Origin of the sequence: Agrococcus sp. Marseille-P2731 (genome assembly GCF_900117395.1) — a bacterium.
Taxonomy (GTDB): Bacteria; Actinomycetota; Actinomycetes; order Actinomycetales; family Microbacteriaceae; genus Agrococcus.
On sequence record NZ_FPEG01000003.1, the window covers coordinates 294,236 to 320,530 of the forward strand.

A 26,295-nucleotide genomic window follows, 5' to 3' on the forward strand; every position below is an offset into this window, starting at 1 on the left:
TCAGAGCGCGTCGGCGTTGCCGCTGCGCCGCACGGCGTCGACGACCTGCTTCACGCGCTGCGCGTTGTCCGTCGTCGTGACGAGCAGCGCATCCGGGGTGTCGACCACCACGACGTCGTGGATGCCGACGACCGAGATGATGCGGTTCGACTGCGACACCACGATGCCGCTCGCGGAGTCGGCGATCACGGTGCCCTGGGAGCCCAGGATCGCGAGCCTGCCGCGGCGGCCGTTGTTGTGCAGCTTCGCGACCGCCGAGAAGTCGCCGACGTCGTCCCAGTCGAAGTCGCCGGGGACGACGACCATGCGGCCTCGGGCCGCTGCGGGCTCGGCGACCGAGTAGTCGATGGCGATCTTCTTCAGCTGCGGCCAGAGCCGATCGACCGCCGGGCCTCGGCGGCCAGGCTCGTCCCACACCGCTGCGAGCTCCTCGATCTGCGCGGAGAGCGCCGGCTCCTCCTTCGCGAGCTCCTCGAGCAGGACGTCGGCGCGGGCGATGAACATGCCGGCGTTCCAGAGGTAGTCGCCCTCCTCCACGTAGCGGCGCGCGACCTGCGCGGAGGGCTTCTCGACGAACTGCTGCACGAGGGCGGCGTTCGGAGCGCCCTCGACGCCGGCCGGCTCGCCGGCGCGGATGTAGCCGAAGCCGATCGCGGGCTCGGTCGGGGTGATGCCGATCGCGGCGATGTAGCCGGCGCGCGCAGCCGTCACCGCCTCCGTCACCGCGCGGCGGAACGCCCGCTCGTCGTGGATCACGTGGTCTGCGGCGAACGAGCCGACGATCACGTCGGGCTCGCGACGGCGCAGCACGGCCGCAGCGAGCGCGATCGCGACGGTCGAGTCGCGCGGGTCGGCCTCGAGCACGATGTTCGCGTCCTCGAGCTCGGGGATCTGCGCCTCGACGGCGGCGCGGTGCGCGCGGCCGGTCACGACCATCGTGCGGCCGGCGCCCGTGAGGGGCGAGAGGCGGTCGAAGGTCGCGCGCAGGAGCGTCTTCCCGCTGCCCGTCAGGTCGTGCAGGAACTTCGGTGCATCGGCGCGCGAGAGCGGCCAGAGCCTCGAGCCCGCGCCGCCGGCAGGGATGATGCTGTAGAAGTCGTCGATGGTCGCCACGCTGCGAGCCTAGTGATGCGCGCGGCGACCGCCGCCGGGCTGGGCGCCTCCTGAGCGGCCCGGCACATCCCCAGGCCGCGTTCACCGCGCGTTCACCCGCTCCTCCCCGCCCGCCCACGCTCGCGCCGTAGCGTTGCCGCCGTGAGCATCGAGCGAGTCGCGATCGTGACCGAGAGCTTCCTGCCGACCGTGAACGGCGTGACGACCTCGGTCTGCCGCGTCCTGGATCACCTCGTCGACACCGGGCGCGAGGCGATCGTCATCACTCCCCGCTGCGGTGCGCCCGTGCACTACCGCGGCGTGCCGGTGCACGAGGTGCCCTCGTTCGCCTACCGGCAGTTCCCCGTCGGGCTGCCGAGCCCGCGGGTGGCCGCCCTGCTGCAGCGCTTCCAGCCCGACGTGCTGCACGCCGCCAGCCCCTTCATGCTCGGCGGGCAGGCGCTCGCCGAGGCCTCGCGCATCGGCCTCCCGAGCGTCGCCATCTACCAGACGGACGTCGCGGGCTTCGCTCGCCGCAACCGGCTCGGCGCCGGCTCGGCCTTCGCGTGGCAGCTGATCCGCCTGATCCACAACGCGGCCGACCGCACCCTCGCTCCCTCGACCTCGGCCATCGCCGACCTCGAGGCGGCGGGCATCAAGCGGGTGCACGGCTGGGCGCGCGGCGTCGACCTCGACGGCTTCCACCCCGACAACCGCACGAGCCAGGCCGCCACGGCGCTGCGCCGACGCATCGCTCCCGGAGGGGAGGCGGTGATCGGCTACGTCGGCCGCGTGGCGCCCGAGAAGGGGCTCGACCGGCTTCGCGCGCTCACTGGGCTGCCCGGCATCCGCGTCGTCATCGTGGGGGACGGCCCCGGCATGCCGGAGACCCGCCGCCAGCTCGCACCGCTGCAGCCCGTCTTCCTCGGGCAGCTCGCGGGCAGCCGGCTGCGCACCGCGTACGCCGCCATGGACGCCTTCGTCCACACGGGCGCGGAGGAGACCTTCGGGCAGACCCTGCAGGAGGCCGCGGCGAGCGGCCTGCCCGTCGTCGCGCCACGCGCGGGCGGACCGATCGACCTCGTGGACCACGGCACGACCGGCTTCCTCTTCGGCGTCGACGACGCATCCGAGCTACGCCTCGCCGTCGAGCGGCTCGCCGCCGACCCCGGCATGCGGGCGCGGATGGGCGAGGCGGGCCGACGGCGCGTGCTCGGTCGATCGTGGCCCGCCATGGTCGAGCAGCTGATCGGCCACTACGACCTGGCCGCCCGCCGCGCGCGCCGCGGCGCGGAGGACCTGGTCGAAGCCTGACCGGCGGCGACCGAGCCCCGAGACGGGCCTCGGCGCTCGCGGCGCTCCCGAGCTCCAGCGCGCGGGCGTAGGATGGGAGCATCTTGCCCGGTCGAACTTCGGAGGGAACGCGCGTGTCTGAGACATCGAGCAGCCTCACCCTCCCCGACCCCACGCCTCGGAGGACCACGTTCAGCGGCACGCTGTATCGCGGCAACGAGGGCATGTGGTCGTGGGTGCTCCACCGCATCACCGGTGTGGCGATCTACTTCTTCCTGCTTGTCCACGTGCTCGACACCTCACTGATCCGCGTGAGCCCCGAGGCGTACAACGCAGTCATGGCGACCTACAAGAACCCGATCATGGGCCTCGGCGAGGTCGTGCTCGTCGGCGCGGTCGTGCTGCACGCCATCAACGGGCTGCGCATCATCCTGGTCGACTCGTGGTCGTGGGCGACGCGCCACCAGCGCGCGCTGTTCTGGGTGGTGATCGGCATCGTCGTGGTGCTGATGGCCTACTTCGTGCCGAACCACCTCGCCAACGTCTTCGGCGAGTTCGGCGAGATCGGGGGCGAGCACTGATGACGACCATCGAGACTCCGAACTACGCCTACCCGGCCCGCTCGAAGGGCCGTCGCGGCCCCAACCTCGAGAAGGCCGGCTGGATCTTCATGCGCGCCTCCGGCGTCGTGCTGGTGGTGCTGATCTTCGGCCACCTCGCCTACAACCTCATCTGGACCCCCGGCGGCATCCACGCCATCGACTTCGGCTTCGTGGGCGGCAAGCTCGCCGACCCGTTCTGGAAGTGGTGGGACGTGCTGATGCTGTGGCTGGCCATCCTGCACGGCTCGAACGGCATGCGCACGATCGTCAACGACTACGTGCACAAGCCCAAGGTGCGCGCCGTCGCGCTGGGGGCGATCGGCGTCGCCGCCGCGGTCCTGATCATCCTCGGCACCCTCATCACGTTCACGTTCGACCCCTGCCCGCCGAACGCCGACCCCTCGCTGCTGCCGTCGTTCTGCGCAGAGCTCTAAGCACCGGAGATCCCCCGCTACATGGCTGACCAGAGTCCCGTCACCGACGGCATCCACTACCACCAGTTCGACGTCGTGATCGTGGGCGCCGGCGGCGCCGGCATGCGCGCGGCGATCGAGGCCGCCCCCAAGGCCTCGACCGCCGTCATCACGAAGCTCTACCCGACGCGCTCCCACACGGGCGCCGCGCAGGGCGGCATGGCCGCAGCCCTCGCGAACGTCGAGGAGGACAGCCACGAGTGGCACACGTACGACACGGTCAAGGGCGGCGACTACCTGACCGATCAGGACTCCGCCGAGATCCTGACGCGTGAGGCGATCGACGCGATCTACGACCTCGAGAACATGGGCCTGCCGTTCAACCGCACGCCCGACGGCAAGATCGACCAGCGCCGCTTCGGTGGGCACACGCGCGACCACGGCAAGGCGCCCGTGCGCCGCTCCTGCTACGCCGCCGACCGCACCGGCCACATGATCCTCCAGACGCTGTACCAGAACTGCGTCAAGCACGGCGTGAACTTCTTCAACGAGTTCTACGCGCTCGACCTCGTCATGGCAGAGGTCGACGGCGTCAAGCGCGTCGCGGGCATCGTGGCCTACGAGCTCGCGACCGGCGAGATCCACGTCTTCCAGGGCAAGTCGGTGATCTTCGCCACCGGTGGCTTCGGCAAGATCTACAAGACCACCTCGAACGCGCACACCCTCACGGGCGACGGCGTCGGCATCATCTGGCGGCAGGGCCTGCCGCTCGAGGACATGGAGTTCTACCAGTTCCACCCGACGGGCCTGGCCGGGCTCGGCATCCTCCTCACCGAGGGTGCCCGCGGCGAAGGCGCGATCCTGCGCAACGCCTCGGGCGAGCGCTTCATGGAGCGCTACGCCCCCACCATCAAGGACCTCGCGCCGCGCGACATCGTCGCCCGCTCGATGGTGCAGGAGGTGCTGGATGGCCGCGGTGCCGGCCCGCACAAGGACTACGTCTACCTCGACTGCACGCACCTGGGCGCAGAGGTGCTCGAGACGAAGCTCCCCGACATCACCGAGTTCGCGCGCACCTACCTCGGCGTCGACCCGGTGACCGAGCGCGTGCCGGTCTACCCCACCGCGCACTACGCGATGGGCGGCATCCCGACCAACAACGACGCGCAGGTGCTGAGCGACAACGACACCGTCGTGCCCGGCCTCTACGCCGCCGGCGAGTGCGCCTGCGTCTCGGTGCACGGCGCCAACCGCCTCGGCACGAACTCGCTGCTCGACATCAACGTCTTCGGCAAGCGCGCCGGCAACCACGCGGTCGCCTACGCGCAGACGGCCGACTTCGTCGACCTGCCGACGGATGCGGCGGACGGCGTCGTCAAGCTGCTCGCGCAGCTGCGCGAGGGCAACGGCAGCGAGAACGTGGCGGAGATCCGCAAGGCGCTCCAGGAGACGATGGACCGCAACGCTCAGGTGTTCCGCACCGAGGAGACGCTGCAGACCGCGCTCGCCGACATCGCGGCGCTGCGCCAGCGCTACCCGAACGTGCGCATCCACGACCGCGGCCGCCGCTTCAACACCGATCTGCTCGAGGCGGTCGAGCTGGGCTTCCTGCTCGACCTGGCCGAGATCGTCGTGGTCTCCGCGATCAACCGCAAGGAGTCGCGCGGCGCCCACATGCGCGACGACTACCCGACGCGCGACGACGTCAACTTCATGCAGCACACGATGGCCTACCGCACCGCCGGCGACACCGGGGTGCCGCAGGAGATCCGGCTGGACTGGAAGCCCGTGCGCATGACGCACTACGAGCCGCAGGAGAGGAAGTACTGATGGCAGCGACACAGGTCAGCACGCCCGGCCAGGAGACCGCCGCAGAGGCTGCCTCGGTCGAGGGCGGCACCGCACCCGACTCGGTCGACTCGGCCGCCGAGGGGCACGACCGCCCGCTGGAGGCCGCTGAGCCGATCGAGGAGCCGCAGAGCTTCCCCGTGACCGTCATCGTGCGCCGCTACGACCCCGAGGTCGACGACGAGCCCCGCTGGGTCGACTACGACGTCGAGATGTTCTCCACCGAGCGCATCCTCGACGCCCTGCACCGCATCAAGTGGGAGCAGGACCCCTCGCTCGCGTTCCGCCGCTCCTGCGCGCACGGCATCTGCGGCTCGGACGCCATGCGGATCAACGGCAAGAACCGCCTCGCCTGCAAGGCGCTCGTGAAGGACTTCGACGTGTCGAAGCCCATCTACGTCGAGGCCATCAAGGGCCTGCCGCTCGAGAAGGACCTGATCGTCAACATGGAGCCGTTCTTCGACTCCTTCCGCGAGATCCAGCCCTTCCTGCAGGCGACGGGCAAGCCCGACAAGGAGCGCCACCAGACGATCGCCGAGCGCGAGCGCTTCGACGACACCACCAAGTGCATCCTCTGCGCCGCGTGCACGACCTCGTGCCCGGTGTTCTGGACGGACGGGCAGTACTTCGGTCCGGCCGCGATCGTGAACGCGCACCGCTTCATCTTCGACTCGCGCGACGAGGCGAGCCAGGTGCGGCTCGACATCCTGAACGACAAGGAGGGCGTGTGGCGCTGCCGCACGACCTTCAACTGCACGGATGCCTGCCCGCGCGGCATCCAGGTCACGAAGGCGATCGCCGAGGTCAAGCAGGCGATGATGACGGGCGTCAAGCTCTAGGGCTCCTGCCCACCGACGAGGCCCGCTCCGCGCTCCGGCGCCGAGCGGGCCTCGTCGTCTGCGGGGTCACGTGCGCTTCGCTCAGAGAATACTTAGCCTGGCGATGTATCGTTTCGGCATGGACGCCGCAGCGAACAGCACTCGCACCGAGACGCGCACCGATCGCCCCGACGGGGCCGGTCGGGCCACTGGCCTCGCCGACCGCATCCGCCCCTGGGCCGTGCTCATCGCGCTGCCGGCGACGCTGGCGCTGGCGGCGCTCGGCGGTGGCGCGTTCGGCGGCCAGGAGGTCTCGAGCGCTTCGTCGGGCGCGCTCTCGGCCGACGCCACCCCGCTCGCGCCCGCGGGGCCTGCGTTCTCGATCTGGTCGCTCATCTACCTCGGGCTCGCCGCCTACGCGATCTGGCAGGTGCTCCCTCGGCACCGTCGCGACGCGCGACAGCAGCGGATGGGCTGGCTCGCCCTCGCCTCGCTCGTGCTGAACGCGGTCTGGATCATCTGCGCGCAGGCGGGCCTGCTGCCCCTCACGGTCGTCGTGATCGTCGCGCTGCTGGTCGTGCTCGTGCTGATCATGCGCGTGCTCGTGCGCGAGCGTGCCGCGAGCTGGCAGGAGGCGGCGGTGGTCGACGGCACCTTCGGCCTCTACCTCGGCTGGGTCTCGGTGGCGACGGTGGCGAACGTCGCGGCGTTCCTCGCCGATGCCGGCGTGCGCCCGGAGCCCTTCGAGGGGCCCGCGATCGCGATCCTCGCGGTCGTCGCTGCGATCGGCCTGCTGCTCGCGCTGTGGAGCCACGGGCGCCTCGCGCCTGCGGCCGCGATGGCGTGGGGCTTGGCCTGGATCGCCGTCGGCCGCGCCTTCGACGAGCCGCACAGCATGGCGGTCGCGATCACCGCCGCAGGTGCGGCGGTCTTCGTCGCGGTGTCGGCGATCGCGCTGCGCGTGCGCGCATGGTCGTCGCCCGGGCCGGCCTGACGCTCAGGATCGGCGGACGGCCACGACGTTCGCGATCGCCCAGGCGATGGCGAGCAGCAGCGCCTGCGCCCACGCCACGAGGAACATCGGATCGTCGGGCTGGAGCAGCAGCATGGCCGCCACGAACGCGCCCAGGGCGATGAGGAGCGCGCAGACGCCGACGATCGCCAGCGCGTGCACCCCGATGTTCCGGTCTCGCTCGTCCAGGTACTCCGCCGCGTTGAGGCGCGTGTAGTCGCTCGCTCGGCCGGAGCGCGCGTAGATCGCGCTCGCTGCCCCCGCGATCGCGATCACGGCGAAGACGATCGCGACGAGCCACTGGGAGCGCACCGCGAACAGCACAGCGGTCAGCAGCGTCGCTGCCGTCAGCACCGCGTTCCACCACGACATGCGGAGCCACCTACGCGTCCACATCGAACAGCTCCTCCACCGTCATCCCGAAGTGCCGCGCGAGGTGCACGGCGAGCGCCAAGGAGGGGTCGTACCGGCCGGTCTCGATCGCGTTGATCGTCTGGCGCGAGACGCCCATCGCCTGCGCCAGCGCCAGCTGCGACAGCTCCTGCCGCAGGCGCAGCTCGCGGACGCGACTCTCCATGTGGAAAGCGTACTTGACACGTCGGCGAGTGACAAGCAGACTTGTCATGACAAGCCGACTTGACACACAGGCGCGCTGCGCGCCCAGTGCGTCACCGCGCATCCGCCACCGAAAGGACCCCCTCGTGCTCGAAGCCCTCTCCGACTTCACCAACGGCCTGCCCGGCTGGGCGCAGTGGCTGGGCATCATGGCGATCAGCGCCATCCCGTTCGTCGAGAGCTACTTCGGCTCCGTGATCGGCATCCTCGCCGGAGTGCATCCCGCGGTCGCGATCGGCGCCGCCATCGTCGGCAACGCGGTCTCGATGCTCGTGTTCGTGCTGGTGGCGGATGCGGCGCGCAAGAAGGCCCTGGGCGGTCGCGAGACCGCGCAGGAGGGCTCGCCGCGCCGCCAGCGCCTCAAGCGCATGTTCGACCGCTTCGGCGTGCCGGGCGTCAGCATCCTCGGGCAGACGCTGCTGCCGAGCCAGATCACCTCGGCCGCCATGGTGTCGTTCGGCGCCTCCCGCAACGCGGTCATCCTGTGGCAGTGCATCTCGATCGTGCTGTGGGGCGTCGCCTTCGGCCTGCTGGCGCTCGGCGGCGCAGAGCTGCTCTCGCTGCGCTGAGCGCCCGGTCCGCTGCCGGATCCGCAGCGGACCGCCTGACGTCGAGCAGCGTGGGGCAGACTGGCCGCGTGAACCACGCGACCATCGCCGCCCTCGACCGGCTCGACGCCCTGCGCACCGCGCTCGACGGCGTCGACCTGCCGCTGTCGATCGCCGGCGCCGACGTCGCCCGCGATGCGCGCCGCGCTGCCGTCCGCCAGATCGACGACTACATCCAGCCGCGCCTCAGCAACCTCGACGCGCCGCTGCTCGCGGTCGTGGGCGGCTCGACCGGTGCGGGCAAGTCGACACTCGTGAACGCGCTCGTGGGGCTCCCGGTGACGCGCACCGGCGTCATCCGCCCGACGACGCGGCAGCCCATCCTGCTGCACTCCCCCGCCGATGCGGCCTGGTTCGCCTCCACGCGCATGCTGCCGGGCCTCGCCCGAGTCACGGGTGTCGTGCGGGAGGCACCCGCGCACCAGGCTGGCGACGACCCCGACGCCACGCGGATCGGCTCGGTGGTCCTCGTCACCGACGATCGCGTGCCGCGCGACCTCGCGATCCTCGACGCGCCCGACGTCGACTCGATCGCCGACGAGAACCGCGAGCTCGCCGGGCAGCTGCTGGCGGCGGCAGACCTCTGGCTCTTCGCGACCACCGCCAACCGCTATGCCGACGCCGTGCCGTGGAAGCTGCTCGACGACGCGGCAGCTCGCGACATCACCGTCGGCGTCGTGCTCAATCGGGTGCCGCAGGGCGCCGAGTCCGAGGTCGAGGCCGATCTGCGCACGATGCTGGGCGAGCGAGGCCTGGGATCCGCGCCCGTCTTCGTGGTCACGGAGTCGCCGCTCGACGAGCGCGGCATGCTGCCGGCGTCGGCCGTCGCGGGCATCCGCGCGTGGCTCACGGGCATCGCGGGCGATCGCGCCGAGCGCGCACGCATCGCCGGTCGCACGCTCGCCGGCACCGTGGAGCGGCTCGGTGCCACCGCTCGCACGGTCGCCGACGCCCGCGACGAGCAGCTCGTCGTCGCGCGCGATCTGCGCGAGACGGTGCGCACCGCCCACCACGACGCGGCGGAGCGCGTCGGCGACGCCACCCGCGACGGCGTGCTGCTGCGCGGCGAGGTGCTCGCCCGCTGGCAGGACTTCGTGGGCACCTCGGACGTCTTCCGCACTCTCGAGTCCTGGTTCTCCCGCACGCGCGACCGCGTGACGGCGTGGTTCCAGGGCAGACCCGCGCCGACCGTCGAGGTCGAGCACGAGATCGAGTCGGGCCTCCACGCGGTGATGGTCGACGAGGCGGGCCGCGCGGCATCCGACGCCTGGTCGCGCGTGCGGCAGAGCGCCGTCGGCAGGCAGCTGACCGGCGGGGCCGACCTCGCGCATCCGCCTGCCGACCTGCCGGAGCGCACGTCGAGGCTCGTGCGCGACTGGCAGCAGGCGCTCATCGAGCTGATCACCGAGCAGGCAGCCGGCAAGCGCACGAAGGCGCGCGTGATGTCGCTCGGGCTCAACGTCATCACGGTCGCCCTGATGGTCGTCGTCTTCGCCTCGACCGGCGGGCTGACGGGCGGCGAGCTCGCCATCGCGGGCGGCTCGGCGGTCGTGGGGCAGAAGCTGCTCGAGACGATCTTCGGAGAGGATGCGGTGCGCCGGCTGGCTGCGCAGGCGCGGGCCGACCTCGAGGCGCGCGTGCACGTGCTCCTGCTCGAGCAGGCGAGCCGCTGGGACCCGCTGCTCGAGCCAATCGAGGCGGGCGCCGACGGCGACGCGCTGCGCGATGCTGCCGCGCAGCTCGAGCGCGCGATGGCCGCGGTCGGCACGCCCGCCGATGGCGCGACGCACCGCGAGCTGCTGCCGAGCGACATGGTCGAGGGCGAGGCCCTGGATGCGGTCGTGACGGGTGCGCAGGCCGAGTCGCCGATCGACGGCGAGGCCGACGAGGTCCACGAGCTGGAGCCGCCGCGATGAGCCGACGGCGCACGGAGAGCGTCGACGAGCTGTTGGAGGCGCTCTCGGAGGCCGCGGAGCTCGGCGCAGGACGCGTGCCCGCCGATGAGCTCGAGGCGGTGCGGCGCATCGCCGAGCGCGCCGGCGAGCGGCGGGCGCTCTCCTCGGAGCACACGGTCGTCGGCTTCTTCGGGGCCACGGGCTCCGGCAAGTCGTCGCTCATGAACGCGCTGGTCGGCGAGGCCGTCGCGCGCACGCACGTGCGCAGGCCCACCACCTCCGAGCCGCTCGCCGCCGTGTGGAACCCGCGCGGCGCATCCGCCCTGCTCGATTGGCTGCAGATCAGCGATCGACGCATCATCGAGCGGCCCTTCGCCGTCGGATCGGGTGGGATCAGCGGCGGAGCGGGCGACGACGAGCTCTCGCTGATCCTGATCGACCTGCCCGACTTCGACTCGGTCGCGCTCGAGCACCGCGCGATCGCCGAGCGCCTCGCCGGGCAGGTCGACGTGCTGGTCTGGGTGGTCGATCCGCAGAAGTACGCCGACGCCGTCATCCACCGCGACTTCATCGCACCGCTCTCGACGCACGCCGCGGTGACGGCGGCCGTCCTCAATCAGGTCGATCGGCTGCCGGCCGGCGAGGTCCAGCACGTCGTCGAGTCGCTGCGCGGACTGCTGCGGCGCGACGGCCTCGAGCGGGTGCAGGTGCTGCCGGTGTCCGCGACCGAGGGCACGGGCATCGCCGAGCTGCGAGGACTGATCGCGCGATTCGCCGGCGAGCGCACAGCGGCGACGCAGCGGCTGCTCGCCGACGTCCGCGGCGTCGCGGCGCGGCTGGAGTCGGCCGGCGTGCCCGGCACGCTGCGCAGCGCCGACGGGCAGGCGCTGGAGCGCGGCCTCGCGACCGCGGCGAGCGTGGATGCGGTCGCCGGCGCTGTCGCGGGCAGCTACCGCAAGCGCGCTGGCCAGGTCACGGGCTGGCCGCTCACCGCATGGATGCTGCGGCTCGCGCCCGATCCGCTGCGCCGGCTGCACCTGCCCTTCGGGCGCGATCGCGCTCGCGATGGCGGTCGCGACGCCGAGCTCCACCGCACTGGTCTGCCGCCGATGCGCGCGGCGCAGCGCGCGCAGGCTGGGCTCGCGGTGCGCGCCTACGCCGATGCGGCTGCGGCCGGGCTCGGCGAGGGCTGGTCTGCCGCGATCCACGAACGGGCGGCGGATGCGCTGGAGTCGTTGCCGGGCGAGCTCGACCGGGCGGTCGCGCGCACCGACCTCGGGGCTCGCGGCTCGTGGTGGTGGCCCGTGCTCGCCGCGCTCCAGTGGCTCGCGCTGCTGGTCGCGGTCATCGGGGGCGTCTGGCTGCTGCTGCCGCTCGTGCTGCCGCTCTGGGGCATGGTCGCCCCGGTGATCCCGCAGCTCGAGGGCACGCAGACGTGGTTCGACGGCTGGCCGATCCCGTTGCTGGCGCTCCTCGGCGGCGTGCTGCTGGGCATCGTGCTCGGCTTGCTCGGCGCGCTGATCGGCGGCGCGGTCGGCGCTGCCCGTCGCAGGCGCGCCAAGCGCCGACTCCGGCGGCAGGTCGCCGCCGTCGCGCGCGAGACCGTGGTGCTCCCGATCGAGGGAGAGCGAGAGCGCGCCCGCGCGTTCGCACTGGCCGTCGGCCGCGCCGGGGGCGCCGCGCGCTGAACCCGCGTCCCCCACCGGGCGCCGCGGCTCGCGCTTCGCGCCGGGTGGCGGCGGACCCTATCCTGCAGCCGCCTCGCGCGCCTCCGCGGCCGAGTTCGCCGTCAGAGCGCGCGCGGCGCGCTCCTTGGCCTCGTCGAGCGTCACCGTGAGCAGCTCGGCGCGCACATCGGCGATGGCCGACGCGCTCATCGACAGGCTCGTCGCGCCCAGGCCTACGAGCACCACCGCGAGCGCAGGATCTGCGGCAGCCTCGCCGCAGACGCCGACGGACTTGCCCGCACGCGCGCCGGCGTCGCCGATGAGCTTCACGAGCCGCAGCACCGCCGGGTGCCAAGGATCCTGGAACCGCGCGACCGTGCCGAGCTGTCGATCGGCGGCCATCGTGTACTGCGTGAGGTCGTTCGTGCCGATCGAGACGAAGTCCGCGGCCTCGAAGACCTGGTCGGCGAGCACGGCGATCGACGGCACCTCGGCCATCGCGCCCACGCTCGTGAGGCCGAGCTCCTTGCCGAGGGCGACGAAGTAGGCCGCCTCCTCGTGGTCGGCGATCATCGGCGCCATCACGTGCAGCTCGGCGTCAGTCGCCGCCTGCGCAGCCGCCAGCGCCGTCAGCTGATCGCGCAGCACCTGCTCGCTGGCCCGGAGTGCGCGGATGCCGCGGAGGCCCAGCGCCGGGTTCTCCTCGTGCGCGTCGTTCAGGAACGCCAGCGGCTTGTCGGCGCCGGCGTCGAGCACGCGCACGACGACCTTCTTGCCCGGGAACGCCTGCAGCACCTCGGTGTACGCCTTCGTCTGCTCCTCGATCGATGGCGCGCTCGAGGCGCCCAGGAAGAGGAACTCGGTGCGGAAGAGACCGACGCCCTCGGCGCCGAGCTCCACGGCACCGGGCGCGTCCTTCGCCGACCCGACATTGGCCATCAGCGGCACCTTCGTGCCGTCGGCGAGCGCGCCGTCCGTGATCGGCGCGGACGCAGCGGCGAGACGGACCTCGCGCTCCGCGCCGGCGGTGGCGACGGCCTCGGCATCGGGGTCGAGCACGACGGTGCCTGCCTTCGCGTCGACGACGGCGAGCTGCCCGTCGCTCGCTGCGCCGAGGATCCCGACGACACCCACCACGGCGGGCAACGACTTCGAGCGAGCGAGGATCGCGGTGTGCGACGTGGGCCCGCCGTCCTCCGTCACGAGCGCCAGGGTCTTCTCGAGGTCGAGCGTGGCGGTGTCGGCGGGCGCGAGGTCGCGGGCGATCAGGATGAAGGGCTCGTCGGACTGCGGGACGCCTGGCGCGGACACGCCGCGCAGGCGCGCCACGACGCGCTGCGCGACGTCCTCGAGATCGGTGGCGCGCTCGGCCATGTAGCCGCCCATCGCGGTGAGCATGTCGCGGAACGACCCATACGCATCCCACGTGGCCCGCTCGGCGTTCGAGCCGCTCTCGAGCCGCGACCGCACGTCGTCGAGGATCGCGGGATCCTGCGCCATCAGCGCGGCGGCCTCGAGCACCTGCTGGGCCTCGCCGCCGACGGCCGCAGCCCGGGCGTTCAGCTCGTCGGCGACCAGCTGCAGCGCCTGCTGCACGCGCTGGTGCTCGCTCTCGACGTCGGCGGCCAGCGGCTCGTCGCTGGGCGGCGCGAGCGGATCCGGCATCTTCAGCATCTTCGCGGCGGCGATGCCGCTGCCGACTCCAACTCCAGAGAGCGCATTCATGCGGCCACACTACGCTGAGCCGGCTGGCCGTCGCGACGCGAGCAGGAGGGCAGGGGATGCAGCAGCTGATCGACCGCGTCATGCGCTCTCGGCCCTGGCGCACCTGGCAGCGCTATGCCGAGACGAGAGGCCCTGTGCTCGCCCAGGGGATGACCCTGCAGGCCTTCCTGTCGCTGTTCGCAGCGCTGTTCGTCGCGTTCGCGATCTTCATGGCCGTGCTCGGCGGCAACGTGGAGCTGCGCGACGCCGTCATCGCCACGCTCTCCTCCGCGATCCCCGGCCTGATCGGGGAGGGCGGAGCGCTCGACGTCGCGTCGCTCACCGGCTCGCGCATCGGCTGGGCCGGTGCGGTCGCGGCGGTCGCGATCCTCTTCACGGCGATCGCGTGGATCGCGGTGAGCAGGGAGGGCTTCCGCGCGATGTTCGACCTCGAGGCGCCACCCGCCAACCTCCTGATGCTGAAGCTGGGCGACCTCGGCGTCGCGGTCGGCATCGGCGTGCTGGTGCTCGTCTCCTCTGGCGTGCAGATCGCCTCGGAGGCCCTCGTGACCGCGCTCGGGCTCGGCTGGGCCACGCAGCTGGTGAGCGTCGGGGTGCAGCTGCTGCTCGACACCGGCATCGTGCTGCTGCTGTTCCGCTTCGGAGGCCGATTGCGGCTGCCGTCCAGGGTCATGCTGCCGGCCGCGGTCGCGTGCGCAGGCGCGTTCCTGGTGCTGAAGATGCTCGCCACGCTGCTGCTCCGCGGGGTCGAGAACAACCCCCTGCTGGCCGGCATCGCCGCACCCGTGATCATCCTGCTGTGGCTCGGCTTCATCATGCAGATCCTGATGCTGGTGCTCGCGTTCGTCGCGGTCGGCCCGACCGGCCGTGCCTACACCCGCCTCGTGCGCGCCGGGGGCATCGACGCGACGCTGAGCCCGGCCAAGGCACGCGAGCTGCTGGGCGAGCTCGAGGCCAACCGGCAGGAGGGCGGCGACGCCGCTCGGCTGCACCGACGACTGGCCAAGCGCCTGCGTTGAGCGCTGTCCTCGCTCGAGCCCCGTGGCGCTCGCACGTGGGCGGGCCTCGGTAGGCTCGACGGCATGGTCCGCATCGCCTCCGTCAACGTCAACGGCGTCCGCGCCGCGTTCCGCAAGGGCATGGGCGAGTGGCTCGAGTCTGGCGGCTTCGACGTCGTGGCGCTGCAGGAGGTGCGGGCCCTCGACGAAGACCTGCTGCCCCTCGTGCCCGGCTGGCACGTGCTGCACGACCCTGCGACCGCGAAGGGCCGCGCCGGCGTCGCCGTGCTCTCCCGCGAGCCCTCGATCGGTCACCGCACCGACATCGGGCTCAAGACCTTCGACACGAAGGGCCGCTGGCTTGAGGCCGACTTCGTCTTCGGCGAGACGCCGTTGACCGTCGTCTCGACCTACGTGCACTCCGGCGAGGTCGGCACGCAGAAGCAGGTCGACAAGTACCGCTTCCTCGACTCGATGGCGAAGCGCCTGCCGCAGCTGCGCAAGCACTGCGACAACGTCGTGGTGATGGGCGACCTCAACGTCGGCCACACGCCGCTCGACATCAAGAACTGGCGCAGCAACCAGAAGAACGCCGGCTTCCTGCCCCAGGAGCGCGCCTACTTCGACCGCTTCTTCGGCACCGGCATGGTGACGGGCGCCGATGGCACGCGTGGTCGCGGTCACGGATGGGTCGACGTCGGCCGTGCAGCGCATCCGGGCGTCGACGGCCCCTACACCTGGTGGTCGCAGCGCGGCAAGGCGTTCGACACCGACACCGGCTGGCGCCTCGACTACCACATGGCCTCCCCCGCGCTCGCGGCCGTCGCGAGCGAGTACCGCGTCGACCGCTACCCCTCCTACGACACCCGCTGGTCCGACCACGCGCCCGTCGTCGTCGACTACAACCTCTAGGAACCACCTGATGACTCAGCCCCGGCTCTACTCGGGCATCCAGCCCTCTTCGGGCTCGCTGCACCTCGGCAACTACATCGGCGCCCTCCAGCAGTGGAGGACGATGCAGGGCGACTTCGACGCGTTCTTCTCGATCGTCGACCTGCACGCCATCACCGCGCCGCAGGACCCGCAGGTGCTGCGCGAGCAGGTGCGCACGCTCGCCGCGCAGTACATCGCCGGGGGGATCGACCCCGAGCGCTCCTGCCTCTACGTGCAGTCGCACGTCACCGCCCACGCGCAGCTGGCGTGGCTGCTGAGCACGATCACGGGCTTCGGCGAGGCGAGCCGCATGACGCAGTTCAAGGACAAGACCGCCAAGGGCGGGCAGGAGTCGGCCTCGGTCGGCCTCTTCACCTATCCGATCCTCATGGCGGCCGACATCCTGCTCTACGACACCGACGTGGTGCCGGTCGGCGACGATCAGAAGCAGCACGTCGAGCTCACACGCGACCTGGCCGAGCGCTTCAACAAGCGCTTCGGCTCGACGTTCCGCCAGCCCAAGCCGGTCATCCGCGCCGAGGGCGCGCGCATCTACGACCTGCAGAACCCGCAGTCGAAGATGTCGAAGTCGGCCGACAACGACAAGGGCATCGTCTGGCTGCTCGACGAGCCCGCGAAGACGGCGAAGAAGATCCGCTCGGCCGTGACCGACACCGAGGGCTCGATCCGCGCCGACAAGGTCGAGAAGCCCGGCGTGACGAACCTGCTCGGCATCATGAGCGCCATGACCGGCACGAGCGTGCCAGACCTCGAGGCGCACTTCGAGGGCCAGGGCTACGGCGTCTTCAAGACAGAGGTGGCCGACGCCGTCGTGGCGGAGCTGGCGCCGGTGCGCGAGCGCACGCTCGAGCTGCTGGCCGATCCGGCCGAGCTCGACCGGCTGCTGGCAGCGAACGCCGAGCGCGCCGCTGCAGTCGCCGACGCGACGCTGCGCCGCGCCATGGAGGCGATGGGCCTGCGATGACCGGGCCCACTCCCCGCCTGGCCGGCCCGACGCTGCCGCTGCTGGGCGCCAAGGTCGTGCTGACCGCGCTCGGCGAGGATGACGTCGACCGCATCGTCGAGGCCTGCAGGACCGAGCAGGCGGTGCGGTTCCTGGAGACCCCGGTGCCCTACACGCGCGCCGATGCCGAGGAGTTCGTGCGCGTCTTCGTGCCCGCGGGCTGGCGCGGCGAGCACGACGAGCGGGTCTACGCGATCCGCGAGTCGCTGCGCGGCCCGCTCGCCGGCGTCATCGGGCTGCGCGGGCTCGAGCGCGAGGTGGGCTTCTGGCTGCACCCCGACGCGCAGGGCAAGGGCCTCATGACGGATGCGGTGCGCACGGTCGTCGGGCACGCAGAGGGCTGCCTCACCTGGCCAGAGGTCACGTGGAGCTGCTTCGACGGCAACACTGCCTCGATGCGGGTCGCGAAGGCCGCCGGCTTCACCTACCTCGGCACGATCGAGTCGACGCAGCGCGGCGAGCCGGTCGTGCAGCACGTCGCGGTGCGGCGGGCGTCCGGTGCGCCCGAGGGCGCGCTCCCCTGGCCGAGCCTGGACTGACGCGCGCTCGCTCGGGCACTTCCTCCGCCGCGCGCCGCGAACAGGCGCGCACCGCAAGTCCCGCCGAACCAGCGCGCGGACCTCTTCGCGCAGCACAAGCCTTGGCGAACCAGCGCGCGGCCAGCTCCGCACAACGCAAGCCTCAACGCGGCGGAGCAGACGACATGCCGCAGCGTCGGCGAACCAGCGCGCGGCCAGCTCCGCACAACGCAAGCCTCAACGCGGCGGAGCAGACGACATGCCGCTTCGCGGCTGGCTCCGACGCGGATCGCGGTTCGGCGACTTGCGTCGTGCACGCGTCGGGGTGAGCGCGGCGGCCAGCGCTCGTCATCCTCTGGGATGCATCGCGAGCGCCGCCCGGACGAGCTCGACGAAGCGGTCGTGATTGCCTGCGAGCCACGCGGCAGACACCCGCACGGTGATGTAGCCCTGGAGCAGTGCCTCAGCGTCGCGAGCCCGGTCGCGCTCGAAGGTCTGCTCGTGCGTCGCTCGACCGTCGATCTCGACGATCACGCAACCGCCCACCATGAAGTCGACGTCGCCGACGCGTGCGATGCGGACCTGCTGGCGATGCTCGAGGCCGGCTGCGCGCAGCAGCAGCTTCGCGTCGGTCTCATAGCCCGATCCGCACAGCGCATCGACCGCCTCGATCGCGGGCTCCTCGTTCCACTCGAAGCCGTGCAGGGCGAGACGCATCTCGCCGCGCGTCGCCCGGCGTCGCTGCATCGCTGAGTCCGCGACCCGGATGGCCTCGTGCACCCCGAGGCAGCGCGCGATGCAGCGCACGGCCGCGGTGACCGAGGTCGTGCAGCGGGTGCCGTCATCGGCGTCCAGGTCAGACCAGTGCAGGACGACGCCGTCGCGCCGCGCCAGGCGCTGGAAGCGGTCGCTCGGATCGCGCAGCCGCGTCGATCCATCCCACACGTGCACGTGCAGGCGTGTGTCCTGCGGCTCCCAGAGGCCGAGCGCACGGGCGGCAGAGGCGCACGCGAGCCGGCCGCCGATCCGGAGCGCCTGGAGCAGCGGCTCATCGATGGGTCCGCAGGCGTAGACATCTCGGCGCGCCCGCACCAGAGCGCCTGAGCGCAAGGCCTCCTCGATATCGCGGCGGCTGAGACCCTCGGCTCGCAGCTCCCGATACTCATCCACTCTGGTGAAGCCCTGGGGAAGCGCTCGGAGCGTCGACATGGACGCGAGGATGCGATGCAGACGGGCACTCTCGCTCCCCGAGCACCGCGCCATGTGGACAGTCGTCCGCGCGCGCGGCGCTGCGCGAGCATCCGCGGGGCGCAGGGCGGGCAGGGGACGCGGAATGAGGTCGCGGCCGCACGAGTTGTAGGCTGGGAGTGCAACGTGCCCGGGGTCAGTGCAAGTCTGAACCGGCGGTGAGAGTCCGCGACCCGAGCGACCGCGTCATGGCGAGCGATCGTTCGGCTGAGCTGGTGGAATTCCAGCACCGACGGTGAGAGTCCGGAGGGGAGGCGCACGCGAGGTCGTCAGCGACCCCTCGGATCCCCGTGCGCGTTCGGAGAGGAACGGATGTCGGGGATCACCGCAGCAGAGCGCGCAGCGATGGCGCGCGCACGTGCGCTCGCCCTGCGCGGGCCGCGCGGGGCGAACCCGCAGGTCGGCGCCGTCATCCTCTCCCCCGACGGCCGCACGCTCGCCGAGGGCTGGCACCGCGGCGCCGGGACCGCGCACGCCGAGGTCGACGCGCTCTCGCGACTGGGCGCATCCGAGGCCCGCGGCGCGACCGCCGTCGTCACCCTCGAGCCGTGCAACCACGTCGGCCGCACCGGCCCCTGCGCTGTCGCCCTGCTCGAGGCCGGCATCGGCCGCGTCGTCTACGCCGCCGCCGACCCGGGCGCCGCATCCAGCGGCGGCAGCGCCCGACTGCGGGACGCCGGCGTCGAGGTCGCCCGCCTCGACGAGGCCGAGGGTGAGGCGCTCATCGCCGACTGGCTCTTCGTGCAGCGCACCGGCCGCCCGCGCGTCACCGTCAAGTGGGCGCAGTCCCTCGACGGGCGGGCGGCTGCGACCGACGGCACGAGCCGCTGGATCACCGGCCCCGAGGCGCGCGCGCACGTGCATCGCGAGCGCAGCGCGCACGACGCGATCGCCGTCGGCACCGGCACGGTGCTCGCCGACGACCCGCGGCTCACGGCGCGCGTCGAGGGCGATCCCGACGCACCGCAGCCGCTCCCGGTCGTCTTCGGCGAGCGCGAGATGCCCGCGACCGCGGCGCTGCGCGAGCATCCGCGGGGCTACCGCACCGCCGGTCACGACCTCGGGCGCGAGCTCGCAGCGCTCGCCGCCGACGGCATCCAGACCCTCTACGTCGAGGGCGGCCCGACGCTCGCCAGCGCCTTCATCCGCGCCGGCCTCGCCGACCGCCTCAGCGTCTACCTCGCGCCGACCCTCCTCGGAGGCCCTCGCACGGCCCTCGACGACCTCGGCGTCGCCACGATCAACGAGCAGCGACGCCTCACGGTGACGCGGCTCGAGCAGCTCGGCCGGGATCTCCTGGTCGAGGCCATGACAGAGAGCGAGCAGTGATGTTCACCGGCATCATCGAAGAGCTCGGCGAGATCATCTCGTTCGAGCCCCACGCCACCGACCCGGGCGCGTGGCGTCTGTCCGTGCGCGGGCCGCTGGCGGTCAGCGACGCGTCGCACGGCGACTCGATCGCGGTCAACGGCCTGTGCCTGACCGTGGTCGACCAGACGGCGGATGCGTTCACCGCGGATGTCATGCGGGTCTCGGTCGACATGTCCACGCTGGGCGAGCGCCGCCCGGGCGACCGCGTGAACCTGGAGCGCGCAGCCGCGGTGGGCGATCGCCTCGGCGGCCACATCGTGCAGGGCCACATCGACGGCACCGCGACGGTGCTCGCGATCAGCGAGGGCGACGGGCAGCGCACCGTGCGCTGCTCCCTCGACGCCGAGCACGCGCACCTCGTCACGACGAAGGGGTCGATCGCCATCGACGGCATCTCGCTCACCGTCTCGGCCATCAGCGCCCCCGACGAGCCCGAGCAGTGGTTCGAGGTGTCCCTCATCCCCGAGACGCTCGCGTCGACGACCCTGGGCTTCCGCTCGGTCGGCGAGCGCGTCAACATCGAGACCGACATCGTCGCCCGCCACGTCGAGCGCATGCTGCAGCTGGAGGCGAAGCGATGAGCATCACCACGATCGATGTCGCCCTGCGGGCGCTCCGCGAGGGCCGCCCGGTGATCGTCGTCGACGACGAGGGGCGCGAGAACGAGGGCGACCTGATCATGTCGGCGCACCTCGCGACGGCAGAGTGGATCGCGTTCATGGTGCGGCACACCTCCGGCTACCTGTGCGCACCGCTCACCGCCGAGCGCGCCGACGAGCTGGGGCTGCCGCTGATGGTGCTCGAGAACCAGGATGAGCGGCAGACCGCCTACACGATCACGGTCGATGCGGCGGATCGCTCGTCGACCGGCATCTCGGCGGACGACCGCGCGCACACCCTGCGGGTGCTCGCCGATCCGGCATCGACCGCGACGAGCCTGCGGCGACCCGGGCACATCGTGCCGCTGCGGGCCGTCCAGGGCGGCGTGCGCGCCCGGGCCGGCCACACCGAGGCCGCGGTCGAGCTGATGCAGCTCGCCGGCCTCCCGCCCGTCGGCGTCATCGGCGAGCTCGTGGAGGACGCGGGCGAGATGCGACGCCTGCCGGCGCTCATCGCGTTCGGCGACGAGCACGACCTGCCGGTCATCACGATCGAGGACCTGATCGACTACCTCGACGCAGGCGGCCTGCCGACGGCCTGCAGCGGCACCAACGAGGAGTCGGCCCGCGTCTCCTTCGAGGTCGAGACGAACGTGCCGACGGCGTTCGGCACGTTCCGCATCGCGGCGTTCCGCGACCGGCAGACGGGAGCCGACCACCTGGCGATCATCGCCGGCGACGCGCTCGCCGACGGCGCGCTCGTGCGAGTCCACTCCGAGTGCCTCACCGGCGAGGCCCTCCACTCGCTCAAGTGCGAGTGCGGGCCGCAGCTCGACGCCGCGCTCGAGCAGATCCAGGCGGCCGGCAACGGCATGGTGGTCTACCTGCGCGGCCAGGAGGGCCGCGGCATCGGGCTCATCAACAAGCTCCGCGCCTACCGCCTGCAGGAGCAGGGGCTCGACACGCTCGACGCCAACCTGGCGCTCGGCCTGCCGGCCGACGGCCGCGAGTACGGCGCGGCCGCCGCGATCATCCGCCAGCAGGGCATCAGCTCGGTCCGGCTGCTCTCGAACAATCCGCTCAAGCGCGAGGCGCTCGAGCAGCACGGCGTGGCGGTGCAGGAGCTCGTGCCGCTGCTCGTGGGCGTCGGCGCGCACAACACCGCCTACCTGCAGGCCAAGCGCGACCGGATGGGGCACGCGCTGCCGCAGGCACTGCCCGCGGCAGCGCCGGCGTCGGTGCCCGCAGGCACCGCGCACGACGACGAACAGGAAGAGGGCTAGCCATGGCCGGAGCAGGACGACCCCAGCACGAAGGCGCCGCAGGAGCGGACGGCGCCTCCCACCTCGACGGGCGCGGCATGCGCATCGCCGTCGTGCACGGCCGCTGGCACGAGCAGATCGCGACCGGGCTCCTGGAGGGCGCACGTCGTGCCCTCGCAGAGATGGGCGCCGACGTCACCGAGCTGCCCGTGCCGGGCTCGTTCGAGCTCCCCGTCGTCGCGCAGGCGGCGCTCGAGGCCGGCTTCGACGGCGCGGTGGCGCTCGGCGTGATCATCCGCGGCGGCACGCCCCACTTCGAGTACGTCTCCGAGGCCGCGACCATCGGACTCACCGAGGTCGCCGTGCGCAGCGGCAAGCCGGTCGGCTTCGGTGTGCTCACGCTCGACGACGAGCAGCAGGGCATCGATCGGGCCGGCTTGCCCGGCTCGAAGGAGGACAAGGGCCGGGAGGCCGCGGAGGCGGTCGTCGAAGCGGCGCTCGCGCTGCGCAGCCTGCGCGACTGACGCACGCCGCGCATCCGTCACAGCGACGCGGATGCGTGGCGCACCTTCCTGTGTGCGCGCCGTGGTGCAGATGAACGGTTACGATGAACCGTCGTCCACGCGGAGTCAAGGGTGTCTCCGACGCGACCGGCCCGTCACGAGCGGTCCGCACCACCCACGCGCACCGCACACCCGCATCCACCTCGCGCGTGAACCCGTCAGGAAGCAGCATGTCCACCTCTGCCCCCCACACGGCCACCGCGCCGAAGCCCGCCAACTCCCGTGGCCGCGTCATCTTCGCCAGCCTCATCGGCACGACGATCGAGTTCTACGACTTCTACGTCTACGCGACCGCCGCCGTGCTGGTGTTCCCGCACCTCTTCTTCCCCACCGGCGACGACACCACGGCCCTGCTCGCCTCGTTCGCCGCCTTCGGTGCCGCGATGGTCGCCCGGCCGATCGGCTCGATCGTCTTCGGTCACCTCGGCGACAAGCACGGCCGCAAGCTCACGCTCGTGGGCGCGCTGCTGACGATGGGCATCGCGACCTTCCTCATCGGCGTGCTGCCCACCTATGCGCAGATCGGCTGGGTCGCCGCCGCGCTGCTCGTGCTCATGCGCCTCGCGCAGGGCTTCGCGCTCGGTGGCGAGTGGTCGGGCGCTGCCCTCGTGGCGACCGAGAACGCGCCGGCCGGCAAGCGCGCCTGGTACGGCACCTTCCCCCAGCTCGGGGCCCCCGTCGGCTTCATCATCGCCAACGGCCTCTTCCTCATCATCGCCGCGGCGCTGCCCAGCGATGACCCCTCGCGGCCCTCCGACGCGTTCCTCGAGTGGGGCTGGCGCATCCCGTTCCTGTTCTCCGCGGTCATGGTGATCGTGGGCCTGTGGGTGCGACTGAAGCTCGTCGAGTCGACCTCCTTCGAGAAGGCGAAGACCACCGGCACCATCCAGCGCCTGCCGCTCGCGACCGTCTTCCGCGGGCACTGGAGGGAGCTGATCCTCGGCACCTTCTTCATGCTCGCGACGTACGTGCTGTTCTACCTGATGACCGCGTTCTCGCTGACCTACGGCCGTGCCCCTGTGGACGCGGACGTGCCCGGCCTCGGCTACTCGTACAACACCTTCGTGCTCATGCTGATCGTCGGCGTCGTCTTCTTCGGCATCTTCACCCTGGTGTCGGGTCCCCTCGCGGACCGCTTCGGCCGTCGCCGCACGCTCATCATCGTCACGGTCGCGATCATCGCGTTCGGCCTGCTGTGGGTGCCCCTCACCGGCGGCGGCACGTTCGGCGTCATGGCGTGGCTCATCATCGGCATGTCGCTGATGGGCTTCACGTTCGGCCCGATGGGTGCGCTGCTGCCGGAGCTCTTCCCGACCAACGTGCGCTACACGGGCTCGGGCGTCAGCTACAACGTCGCGTCGATCCTGGGTGCTGCGCTCGCCCCCTTCATCGCGGTGGCGCTGTGGACGGCCGGCCAGGGCAGCCCATTCTGGGTGGGCGTCTACCTCTCGGGCGCGGGCGTGCTGACGCTCGTCGCCCTGATCCTCTCCAAGGAGACGAAGGACATCGACATGGAGCGCTAACGGCTCCCCCGACGGATGCGGACGGCCGGCTGCCCGAGGAGGGTCGCCGGCCGTCTGCGCGTCTCCGGCCGACCCTCAGGGGGTGCGGTCGGCGATCGTCCGCACGACGGTGACGGTCGCGGCTCCCGCCGCCAGGCGCTCCATGTCGGTGCCCGGTGCATCCGCCGCGCTGTGCTCGCGGATCGAGAGCCGCACGTCGTCGCCGTCCAGCTCGGTCATGGTCGTCTGCACGATGCCGAAGGGAGCGAGCGGCGCCTCGACGAGCTCGAGCGCCTCGGCGTCTGCCACGTTCGGCACGTTCACGTTCAGGATGGTGCCCGCGGGAGCGTCGAGCAGCCGCGCGAGCGCGCGACCGGCGATCGTCGCAGCGGTGCCCCAGTGCTGCTGCGGCAGCTCGACGAGGCCGACGTCGAGCGAGACGGCGAGCGCCCGCACGCCACCCTGCCCGGCGGTGAGCGCCGCGCCCACCGTGCCCGAGTGCATGATGGCGCCCCCGACGTTCGCGCCGCGGTTGATGCCGCTGAGCACCACGTCGGGCGCGCCGCCGAACGAGCCGTGCAGCGCGAGCAGCGTGATGAGCGCCGGCGCCGCGTGCACCGCATAGGCCTCGCCCTCGATGCCCTCGAGGCGACGACGCTCCGAGCGCACCGTGCCCTTCCCTCCTGCGGCGGTGACAGCCGCGCCCTGCGTGGCGATGATGGATGCGCTGGCACCGGAGTGCTCGTGCGCCGGCGCCGCGATCACCACCTCCAGGCCCGCGGCCGCCGCGACACCCGCGAGCGCCGCGAGGCCCGGGGAGTCGATGCCGTCGTCGTTGGTGATCAGTGCGCGCATCAGTCGTCCTCGTCCTTCTGCTCGTCCTTCTGCCCGTCGGTCGTCCGGTCGTCGGCCCGTCCGAGCTCCTCCAGCTGCACGCGCTCGGCGATCGCCCTGACGGCCGCTGCGTCGCCGGTGCCGAGGCCTCGCCTCGTCGCGTTCACGGCTCCGGCCGCCGCCGCCGTGCGCACCGCCTCTGCATGATCGCCGCCGCTCGCGAGCACGGCAGCGAGGCCTGCCGTGTAGGAGTCGCCGGCACCGCGGGTGTCGACGGGCTCCAGCTCTGGCGCGGTGACGCGCCAGCTGCCCTGCTCGCCGACGACGATCGAGCCCTCGGCGGCGCGGGTGATCGCGACCAGCTCGATCCCGCCTGCGACGAGCTCGCGGGCTGCTGCCAGCAGCTGCTGCTCGTCCTCGCCGTCCTCGACGCGGCCGTCGGCGACGAGCTCCTCGTGGCTCACCTTGAGCACGTCGACGCCGCCCTCGAGCGCGGCCTCCAGCCGCGGACCGGCGAGATCCACGAGCACCGGCTTCTCGAGCTCACGCATGTCGCTCGCGAGCCGCCGATACACGTCGGCCTCGATCGTCTCGTCGCCGTCCGGGCCGGAGAGGATGACGAGGTCGGCCCCCGTCGCCTCGCTGAGCATGGCCGAGTAGAGCGCGTCGAGGGCGTGCCGCGAGATCGGCTCCCCCTGCGCCTCGACGATCGGCTCGCGCTCGCCGCCGCGCCGATCATGGATGTAGGCCGGGCTGCTGCCCTCTCGCTCGATGGCGACGACCTCGAAGCCCTCCCCCTCCAGCAGGTGCCGCGAGACGGATCCCGCCTCGCCGGTGACCGTGCACACGATGGCGACGTCCGCGCCCAGCGCCTCGAGCATCCGCGCCTGCCACACGCCCTGCCCGCCGACGTGCAGGTGCACGTCTGGCTCGCCGTGCAGCTCTTCGATGGTGACGGTCAGCATCGGGGCGGGTGCGAAGATCACGACGCGAGGCATGCCGCCACCCTAGGATCGCCGGCTGAGCGTCAGCGCAGGAAGAGCGCGCGCAGCCTCGCCGTCGTGAACCACAGGCCCAGCACGATCATGACGCCGAAGTAGAGGAGGTGCAGCCAGATCGACGGCTGGATGAGCCCGGTGGTGAGCTGCCGGATCATGTCGACCCCGTGCCACAGCGGCAGCGCCTGGATCACCCACTGCATGCCCTGCGGGTAGACCTCGATCGGGAAGAACGTGGCGGAGAGCATGAACATCGGCGCCATCAGGAAGAAGACGTAGTCGAGGTGCTGGAAGGTCTTCATGTAGCTCGTCACCGCCATGCCGAACGACGCGAAGCCGAAGGCGATCACGAGCGCGGCGGGGATGGCGAGCACCGCCGTCCACGACAGGTTGAGGCCCATGAGCGTCGTCACCGCCATGAAGCCGCAGGCGTAGAGCAGGCCCCGGAAGAGGGCCAGCACGATCTCGCCGAGCGCCACGTCGAGCGGGCCGAGCGAGGTCGAGAGCATCTGCTGGTAGAGCTTCGCGTGGCGCATCTTGAAGAACACGTTCATCGTCGAGTCGTAGACGGCGCCGTTCATCGCGCTCACGGCCATCAGCGCCGGCGCGATGTAGGCCGCATAGGGCACGTCGGTGCCGTAGAACTCGACCGAGCCGATCAGCGCACCGAGGCCGATGCCCATCGAGAGCAGGTAGAAGACCGGCTCGAAGAAGCCGGTGAGCACCACCACCCAGTTGGTGCGCGCCATCACGTGGAGGCCGCGCGCGACCACCGAGCGGGTGTTGCCGGAGTAGAGGCCGCGGAGCGGACCGCGGATGGTGGGAGCGGGAGCCTCGAGCAGCTCGTCGGTGCGCAG

The 26,295-nt window shown here is 72.0% G+C and carries 26 protein-coding genes and 1 riboswitch; of the genes, 18 read left to right on the plus strand and 8 right to left on the minus strand.

What is annotated here, in order from left to right; translation table 11 throughout:
* A complete protein-coding gene (locus BQ6202_RS09565; RefSeq protein ID WP_072314249.1) occupies positions 1 to 1,113 on the minus strand; it encodes a mannose-1-phosphate guanylyltransferase in 1,113 nt (370 codons plus the stop codon).
* Positions 1,114 to 1,254: 141 nt separating this feature from the next.
* On the opposite strand from BQ6202_RS09565, the gene BQ6202_RS09570 reads away from it, so the two are divergent.
* The 6 genes from BQ6202_RS09570 to BQ6202_RS09595 all read left to right on the plus strand — a co-directional run bounded on the left by BQ6202_RS09570 (position 1,255) and on the right by BQ6202_RS09595 (position 7,060).
* Entirely contained in the window at positions 1,255 to 2,406 is a 1,152-nt protein-coding gene (locus BQ6202_RS09570) for a glycosyltransferase family 4 protein (RefSeq protein ID WP_159433637.1), read from the plus strand.
* Positions 2,407 to 2,519: 113 nt separating this feature from the next.
* Positions 2,520 to 2,966: a succinate dehydrogenase, cytochrome b556 subunit gene (gene sdhC, locus BQ6202_RS09575; RefSeq protein ID WP_072314250.1), complete on the plus strand. Its 447-nt coding sequence runs from the start codon at positions 2,520 to 2,522 to the stop codon at positions 2,964 to 2,966.
* Positions 2,966 to 3,421 (plus strand): succinate dehydrogenase, hydrophobic membrane anchor protein, encoded by a 456-nt coding sequence (sdhD, locus tag BQ6202_RS09580; RefSeq protein ID WP_072314251.1) that lies wholly within the window; start codon positions 2,966 to 2,968, stop codon positions 3,419 to 3,421. The genes sdhC and sdhD overlap by 1 nt, the downstream gene beginning before the upstream one ends.
* Before the next feature lie 21 nt (positions 3,422 to 3,442).
* Positions 3,443 to 5,230, plus strand: a complete 1,788-nt coding sequence (gene sdhA, locus BQ6202_RS09585; RefSeq protein ID WP_072314252.1) for a succinate dehydrogenase flavoprotein subunit — start codon at positions 3,443 to 3,445, stop codon at positions 5,228 to 5,230.
* The gene (locus BQ6202_RS09590; protein WP_083587182.1) at positions 5,230 to 6,087 is read left to right on the plus strand and encodes a succinate dehydrogenase iron-sulfur subunit; all 858 of its coding nucleotides are present in this window, start codon (positions 5,230 to 5,232) and stop codon (positions 6,085 to 6,087) included. Before sdhA ends, BQ6202_RS09590 begins: the two co-directional genes overlap by 1 nt.
* 118 nt (positions 6,088 to 6,205) lie before the next feature.
* On the plus strand, positions 6,206 to 7,060 hold the full coding sequence (locus BQ6202_RS09595; RefSeq protein ID WP_083587183.1) for a tryptophan-rich sensory protein: 855 nt from the start codon (positions 6,206 to 6,208) through the stop codon (positions 7,058 to 7,060).
* Between the two features lie 3 nt (positions 7,061 to 7,063).
* Here the strand turns inward: BQ6202_RS09595 and BQ6202_RS09600 are convergent, their stop codons facing one another.
* Both BQ6202_RS09600 and BQ6202_RS09605 read right to left on the minus strand, forming a co-directional pair.
* Positions 7,064 to 7,450, minus strand: a complete 387-nt coding sequence (locus tag BQ6202_RS09600; protein WP_072314253.1) for a hypothetical protein — start codon at positions 7,448 to 7,450, stop codon at positions 7,064 to 7,066.
* A gap of 10 nt (positions 7,451 to 7,460) precedes the next feature.
* Positions 7,461 to 7,655, minus strand: a complete 195-nt coding sequence (locus BQ6202_RS09605) for a helix-turn-helix transcriptional regulator (RefSeq protein ID WP_072314254.1) — start codon at positions 7,653 to 7,655, stop codon at positions 7,461 to 7,463.
* Between the two features lie 124 nt (positions 7,656 to 7,779).
* On the opposite strand from BQ6202_RS09605, the gene BQ6202_RS09610 reads away from it, so the two are divergent.
* The 3 genes from BQ6202_RS09610 to BQ6202_RS09620 all read left to right on the plus strand — a co-directional run bounded on the left by BQ6202_RS09610 (position 7,780) and on the right by BQ6202_RS09620 (position 11,884).
* A complete protein-coding gene (locus BQ6202_RS09610) occupies positions 7,780 to 8,262 on the plus strand; it encodes a hypothetical protein (protein ID WP_072314255.1) in 483 nt (160 codons plus the stop codon).
* Positions 8,263 to 8,330: 68 nt separating this feature from the next.
* Positions 8,331 to 10,217 (plus strand): dynamin family protein, encoded by a 1,887-nt coding sequence (locus BQ6202_RS09615; protein WP_072314256.1) that lies wholly within the window; start codon positions 8,331 to 8,333, stop codon positions 10,215 to 10,217.
* A complete protein-coding gene (locus BQ6202_RS09620; RefSeq protein WP_072314257.1) occupies positions 10,214 to 11,884 on the plus strand; it encodes a GTPase family protein in 1,671 nt (556 codons plus the stop codon). The genes BQ6202_RS09615 and BQ6202_RS09620 overlap by 4 nt, the downstream gene beginning before the upstream one ends.
* Positions 11,885 to 11,941: 57 nt before the next feature.
* On the opposite strand, the gene ptsP is transcribed toward BQ6202_RS09620, so the two are convergent.
* Positions 11,942 to 13,588: a phosphoenolpyruvate--protein phosphotransferase gene (ptsP, locus tag BQ6202_RS09625; RefSeq protein ID WP_072314258.1), complete on the minus strand. Its 1,647-nt coding sequence runs from the start codon at positions 13,586 to 13,588 to the stop codon at positions 11,942 to 11,944.
* Between the two features lie 56 nt (positions 13,589 to 13,644).
* Between ptsP and BQ6202_RS09630 the strand changes: the two genes are divergently transcribed.
* The 4 genes from BQ6202_RS09630 (at position 13,645) to BQ6202_RS09645 (ending at position 17,082) form a co-directional block, all read left to right on the plus strand.
* Complete coding sequence (locus BQ6202_RS09630) at positions 13,645 to 14,607, plus strand: YihY/virulence factor BrkB family protein (protein WP_072314259.1); 963 nt, start codon at positions 13,645 to 13,647, stop codon at positions 14,605 to 14,607.
* 63 nt (positions 14,608 to 14,670) lie between these two features.
* On the plus strand, positions 14,671 to 15,498 hold the full coding sequence (locus BQ6202_RS09635) for an exodeoxyribonuclease III (RefSeq protein WP_072314260.1): 828 nt from the start codon (positions 14,671 to 14,673) through the stop codon (positions 15,496 to 15,498).
* 10 nt (positions 15,499 to 15,508) lie between these two features.
* Positions 15,509 to 16,504 carry a tryptophan--tRNA ligase gene (gene trpS, locus BQ6202_RS09640; protein ID WP_072314261.1) on the plus strand — a complete coding sequence of 332 codons (996 nt, stop codon included), beginning with the start codon at positions 15,509 to 15,511 and terminating at the stop codon, positions 16,502 to 16,504.
* Complete coding sequence (locus BQ6202_RS09645) at positions 16,501 to 17,082, plus strand: GNAT family N-acetyltransferase (protein WP_072314262.1); 582 nt, start codon at positions 16,501 to 16,503, stop codon at positions 17,080 to 17,082. The genes trpS and BQ6202_RS09645 overlap by 4 nt, the downstream gene beginning before the upstream one ends.
* A 327-nt stretch (positions 17,083 to 17,409) precedes the next feature.
* Here BQ6202_RS09645 and BQ6202_RS09650 read toward each other — a convergent pair whose 3' ends face one another.
* Positions 17,410 to 18,153: a DUF559 domain-containing protein gene (locus BQ6202_RS09650; RefSeq protein ID WP_072314263.1), complete on the minus strand. Its 744-nt coding sequence runs from the start codon at positions 18,151 to 18,153 to the stop codon at positions 17,410 to 17,412.
* Positions 18,154 to 18,432: 279 nt separating this feature from the next.
* Positions 18,433 to 18,572: riboswitch (FMN riboswitch) on the plus strand.
* Between the two features lie 49 nt (positions 18,573 to 18,621).
* Here BQ6202_RS09650 and ribD point away from each other — a divergent pair.
* From ribD to BQ6202_RS09675, 5 genes are all read left to right on the plus strand, one after another.
* Positions 18,622 to 19,638 (plus strand): bifunctional diaminohydroxyphosphoribosylaminopyrimidine deaminase/5-amino-6-(5-phosphoribosylamino)uracil reductase RibD, encoded by a 1,017-nt coding sequence (gene ribD / locus BQ6202_RS09655; protein WP_072314264.1) that lies wholly within the window; start codon positions 18,622 to 18,624, stop codon positions 19,636 to 19,638.
* Positions 19,638 to 20,261: a riboflavin synthase gene (locus tag BQ6202_RS09660; protein WP_072314265.1), complete on the plus strand. Its 624-nt coding sequence runs from the start codon at positions 19,638 to 19,640 to the stop codon at positions 20,259 to 20,261. Before ribD ends, BQ6202_RS09660 begins: the two co-directional genes overlap by 1 nt.
* Positions 20,258 to 21,562 carry a 3,4-dihydroxy-2-butanone-4-phosphate synthase gene (ribB, locus tag BQ6202_RS09665; RefSeq protein ID WP_072314266.1) on the plus strand — a complete coding sequence of 435 codons (1,305 nt, stop codon included), beginning with the start codon at positions 20,258 to 20,260 and terminating at the stop codon, positions 21,560 to 21,562. The genes BQ6202_RS09660 and ribB overlap by 4 nt, the downstream gene beginning before the upstream one ends.
* A 2-nt stretch (positions 21,563 to 21,564) precedes the next feature.
* Positions 21,565 to 22,065: a 6,7-dimethyl-8-ribityllumazine synthase gene (gene ribH / locus BQ6202_RS09670; RefSeq protein WP_072314267.1), complete on the plus strand. Its 501-nt coding sequence runs from the start codon at positions 21,565 to 21,567 to the stop codon at positions 22,063 to 22,065.
* 209 nt (positions 22,066 to 22,274) lie between these two features.
* On the plus strand, positions 22,275 to 23,627 hold the full coding sequence (locus BQ6202_RS09675) for an MFS transporter (protein WP_072314268.1): 1,353 nt from the start codon (positions 22,275 to 22,277) through the stop codon (positions 23,625 to 23,627).
* A gap of 75 nt (positions 23,628 to 23,702) precedes the next feature.
* Here the strand turns inward: BQ6202_RS09675 and surE are convergent, their stop codons facing one another.
* From surE to BQ6202_RS09690, 3 genes are read right to left on the minus strand one after another with little or no spacing between them, the layout of a single operon-like run.
* Positions 23,703 to 24,461, minus strand: a complete 759-nt coding sequence (gene surE, locus BQ6202_RS09680; RefSeq protein WP_072314269.1) for a 5'/3'-nucleotidase SurE — start codon at positions 24,459 to 24,461, stop codon at positions 23,703 to 23,705.
* Positions 24,461 to 25,438, minus strand: a complete 978-nt coding sequence (locus BQ6202_RS09685) for a 1-phosphofructokinase family hexose kinase (RefSeq protein WP_072314270.1) — start codon at positions 25,436 to 25,438, stop codon at positions 24,461 to 24,463. The genes surE and BQ6202_RS09685 overlap by 1 nt, the downstream gene beginning before the upstream one ends.
* A gap of 29 nt (positions 25,439 to 25,467) precedes the next feature.
* Positions 25,468 to 26,295 carry an ABC transporter permease gene (locus BQ6202_RS09690; protein WP_072315090.1) on the minus strand — a complete coding sequence of 276 codons (828 nt, stop codon included), beginning with the start codon at positions 26,293 to 26,295 and terminating at the stop codon, positions 25,468 to 25,470.